Genomic DNA, 4729 nt, shown 5'->3' with positions numbered 1-4729 from the left:
CTCCTTCGTATTGTAGCTCTGTTCTAAGCTCTCGCTTAGTTTAACCTACGTTTTGCGAATCGGATGCTGGCACTTCCATTATATCTAACACGGATGAAGGCATACCTTACAAGGAGAGAAAGATCCTTTGAAAGGATCGAGGCATCCCTAACACGGATCAGGACATCCCTTACAAGGATGAAGAATATCCTAGTTGGACGAAAGACCATACCTTACATGAGAAGGGATCGACTGATATATTAGGGGGCCGGAATTCAAGGCTGCACGCAATTACTCCCAGTAGATTCAGTCCATGGAGATAGCCGGCTCAGCTTCGCGGAATCCGAAAGAGAGATCCGTGCTTAATGTTCAACGGTCAATCGTCGCCATGATCCAATCGGGGTAACGGTTGCCGGAAACTTTACCCGGCGCCAATAGGCTACTCCGCGTGGGCGGGTTGTTTTAGGAGGTTAGCGGTATAAACGGGCCGTCGCCCTTCGGAGAGCGGCTAGCGGCGGAACCCGTTTTGAAATGGCAGCCGGCCCAAAAGGAAATAATGCCGTTAGGGCGAATTGTTGGGATACTGAAAGGATGGGTTTCGTACATGGCGCAAGTCAAAATCATCGCCGTCGGCAAGTTAAAGGAGCAGTACTGGGCGGCGGCCCAGGCCGAATATTTGAAGCGGCTCCGGCCCTATCTGAAACTGGAGTTGATCGAGGTCCCCGACCTGCCGGGGCCGGAACGGATGAGCCCGGCCGAGGAGGAGCAGCTTCGGACGAAAGAGGCCGAGGCCATCGCCCGCTTTATCGACGCCAGGGACTACCTGGTGGCTCTGGATGTCGCGGGGAAGCAGTTTTCCTCGCCGGAGTTGGCGGATTTCTTTCGAGAACGGGATCTGAACGGGGAAGCGGTGACTTTGGTCATCGGGGGTTCGCTGGGACTGGCGGCGGATTTGGTTCACCGTGCGAAACTGCGGTTGAGCTTTTCCAAATTGACCTTTCCGCATCAGTTGTTCCGGGTGATGCTTTTGGAGCAGGTGTACCGGGCGTGCAAGATCGGGCGGGGGGAACCGTATCATAAGTGACGGCGAAACTCATTTATCTCGGATTTTATAACATCCAGCAACCGCGATTAATCTTCCACCATTTATAACAAGGCAACAAATGTTCGGTAATCATGACATAGATGCAAAAAGGCTAGGCCAATTTAAATTTTGAAGCCTTTAATCGCCAACTGCCGGGTACGGATATTGAACATAGAATTTTGCAGAAGTAAGATAATTCAAAAAATTATTTTTGGGGAAATTATACGTATTTGGATTTGTTTGACATTTTAGTAGCGTTGCGTTACAATACTATTAAACTATTACTTAATTGGAGGCTTCTTTATGGACATTAAAGAAGAACTATTCCGTGAAAACTGGCTGTTTACACGTGAAGATGTTTTAAAGTCGTTAGAGTTATACCTTGAACACGAAAAGAATGGAGAGTCTGGGTATTCAAGTGAAGTCATAAAAAACAGAGTAAAACTTTGCGAAAAATTTATTGCAGCAGTAAAGAAATGCAAACTTCCGGTTTTGACAGAACTTTGGTGGTTCTATGAATATCAGTTTTTAGGGAATAGCATGGAGTTGAATTTAAGTCAGGCTAAAGAGATTGAAGTTGAAAATGATGAGATTAAAAGCATGACCACAACTGTGGAACACACTTTAATAAAGGTCGAATGCGATTATCTTACTGTTGAGCAATATGCCTCCATGCTTGGAATTGAGCCTGTCACGGTCAGGCAATGGATTAGGCGTGGGAAATTAAGATATGCAAAGAAGTATGGACGTGATTGGTTGATTCCTAACATTGAAGATAAGCCCCAACGTGGCTTTACTTGTGTGCAGTATATAGTGGAAAATGATGCTCAGATTGAAAGTGATGAATTTCCGCTACTAGCAACATGTGACTCAATAGCTATCTTGCAAGATCGAGATAACAAAAGCAAATTCATTTGTTATCTCAAAAATTACAAAACTAAATTTCACAGTGAGCTTGAACTGACAAGAAGTGAAGTTGAACGGCTGGAACATACCATTATTGAATCGGGAAAAGCACGGGTTGATGGTAATATACAATACATCCCTTATATAAGAAATCTGGAAGACTGAAACAATCGGAGTAGATTACTATCTATCATTATATTTCATTTGCAGGGTATTGAGGGCGTTATCCCAGAAGGGTCAGTTCAGAAAATTTATGGGAGATTTTTTGGTGGAAGGCTTTGAAGTGTCAAGGAAATTTCTACAAGGCTCCCATATCCCTGGCAGTATAAATTGAAGGATATTTGGGGCGGAAATTCAGTTCTTTTTTAATATGCGTCGTATCTACTGTCAATTCTCATAGGTTAGACATAAGCCACCCATCTTTGGTAGGTACTTGCTCTGATCCCCCGCGTAGCTTATATAATTTACCTAAAGTAACCTGTTGTGCTATTTGAACTGAAAAAAGGTATAAGAAATCCAGCATAAAAGTCCGACTTATCAAATGGCTAAAAGAGATAAGGAGAGACAAGAATGCTGGATTCCAAGCAATATTGTATCAAGGAAATCGAAAACATCAAAGACCTATTTACAGTGATTTATACGGTCATTGATGATATCTACCAACAAATCGTCCCCATCAACATCAAGCATCGACGAAATAGCGGCAGTTTAAAAATGAGTGACAGTGAAATCATCACCATTCGACTCGTCGGAGAATTATTTACCATCGATTCAGAAAAAGCCTGGTTTGAATTCTGTAAGAAAAATCAGCGCGACTTATTTCCGGATTTCTGTGACCGGACGCGGTTTAATCGAACTTGTCGAAACCTTCATCGGGTCATGGAGATCATTCGCAAAGAAATCGCAAAAATTACTGGATACGTCTATCAATCATACCGAATTATCGACAGTCTGCCACTACCGGTCTGTAAGTTTGGGCGAGCCCATTTTCACAAGACTTTTCGAGGCTATGAAGCAACTTACGGGAAATGTCCTTCCAAAAAGGAAACCTATTTGGGTTATAAGCTACATTTATTGGGGTCCTTCGATGGGTTTATTACGGACTTTACCATTACTCCCGCCAATGTTGACGACCGGGCCGCAACCTGGGATTTGGTGGAGCCCTATCAAAAAATCACGATTCTCGGTGATAAGGGATATATCAGTAGCGACTTAGGTTCTGAATTGAAAACCGAAAAAGCGATCAATCTTTTGCCGCTGCCAAAGAACCATAGTAAAATACAATGGCCCAAAGCGATCCGTCAACTGATTTTCAAGCTTCGGCGAAGAATTGAGACTTCTGGTTCCCAACTTACCAATCAACTGAACATTGAAAGAGTTTTAGCGAAATCGTATTGGGGTTTTATTTCCCGTATTCAAACCAAAATCTTAGCTCATTGTCTTTGCTATTTCATCAATATGCTTTTCGGACATAGTATGCAGTTTTCAAAGATCAAACATCTTGTCTTTGGTTAACTTTATCTAGCACAACAGGTTAAATTAACTTATATACTCAACTTTCGCAGCTTGGAATCGGTAAATACGCCTTGATAAAGTTGGGCAAACCAGCGAACCAGATTTGGAGTTGACAATGAATAAACTTACGAATTTTAGAGTTAACATGGGCGGAAATATCGGATAACAGATCCAAGAGAGTCATTAAAGCAATTGCCCAATCAAGTTCATTGAATTCATCCGCGAGTTGCGAGAATAATCCTCCCAAGGTCCGCTGGTCCGTATTACAGCGCTGTTGCCAAGCAATAAGATGTAGCGGGTAAACACAATCGTTGTATGGCTAATCAACAAGTCATAAGAACGGCCTTGAAATTCTTTTTGAAGGCGAAGCAGCGACTTGGAACATTTAAAGAAGGTTTCGATATCCCAACGGATACCGTAAATCCGAATGATTTCCTCCTCCGATAAAGCGCAATCCGTACTTAAAATCGCCAACCATTCCTTTCTCTTATTACGATTTCTTACGAAGACGATCTTTACCGGAACATGGGGCATCATTTGAGCGTGAATCGAACGTAAAATACTTTTCTTCCCAGCGACTGGAGTTGCAACCCGGTAAAGCTCCTGTAGCGATAATGAACGATTGCCCACCAGATAACGCTGGTTGGTAGCTTTAACCATTCCGATCACTTCCAGACCCTGGCGGGTAAGCGCTTGAATCAATGGCGCAAAAGTAAACCAGCTGTCCATCAGCACATACGAAGCGATTACGCCTTGAGCCAAAGCGCGATGAATCATTTCCGGGATAAGTTCCGGCGCCGGTCGCAAAGCTTCCAGCCGTCTTTTATAGCCGGATGAACGTTTATCAACCTCTTCCGAGATGCCATTGATTTGGGATTTCATCGAGCTAAGTAAAGCAAAGTCTAAAGGAATGAAGGTTTTCCCGTCGGACCATCCTAAAGTCAACATACGGAAACCTTTACAGAAACGATTTTTAGCATGATCGAAACAACGCGCCAGCAGTTCGACTGTTTTACTACGATCTCGGTCGTACATTGAATCATCGACCACAAAGACAGCGGTTTTTTGGGTTACGGCACGGACTTTCGCCACAGTGGCTGAACTTAAAAATAATAGGAACCGACGCCAGGCATAACCACAATGATTTAGAAAACGGTAAACCGCGTCTTTGCCGGGAAACTTATCTCCCTTATTGCTTTGAAGCAATTGGGACCAGTTTTTATGACCAAAAACCAAGACCAAGAC

At 43.4% G+C, this 4729-nt stretch carries 3 protein-coding genes and 1 pseudogene; 3 read left to right on the top strand and 1 reads right to left on the bottom strand.

The window, feature by feature from the left end:
* The first annotated feature begins 583 nt into the window (after window positions 1-583).
* The 3 genes from rlmH (at window position 584) to EDC14_RS26250 (ending at window position 3484) form a co-directional block, all read left to right on the top strand.
* Entirely contained in the window at window positions 584-1063 is a 480-nt protein-coding gene (rlmH, locus tag EDC14_RS26265; RefSeq protein ID WP_132018339.1) for a 23S rRNA (pseudouridine(1915)-N(3))-methyltransferase RlmH, read from the top strand.
* 303 nt (window positions 1064-1366) lie between these two features.
* Complete coding sequence (locus EDC14_RS26260) at window positions 1367-2134, top strand: helix-turn-helix domain-containing protein (RefSeq protein ID WP_132018336.1); 768 nt, start codon at window positions 1367-1369, stop codon at window positions 2132-2134.
* A 405-nt stretch (window positions 2135-2539) separates the two neighbouring features.
* Complete coding sequence (locus EDC14_RS26250) at window positions 2540-3484, top strand: IS982 family transposase (RefSeq protein ID WP_132018333.1); 945 nt, start codon at window positions 2540-2542, stop codon at window positions 3482-3484.
* Window positions 3485-3521: 37 nt separating this feature from the next.
* On the opposite strand, the pseudogene EDC14_RS26245 reads toward EDC14_RS26250, so the two are convergent.
* Window positions 3522-4729: pseudogene (locus EDC14_RS26245) on the bottom strand (IS4 family transposase); the annotation flags it as partial.

This window comes from Hydrogenispora ethanolica (assembly GCF_004340685.1).
GTDB classification, from domain to species: domain Bacteria; phylum Bacillota; class UBA4882; order UBA8346; family UBA8346; genus Hydrogenispora; species Hydrogenispora ethanolica.
The sequence above is the reverse complement of the archived record's forward strand: the minus strand, read 5'-3'. Positions and strand labels throughout refer to the sequence as shown.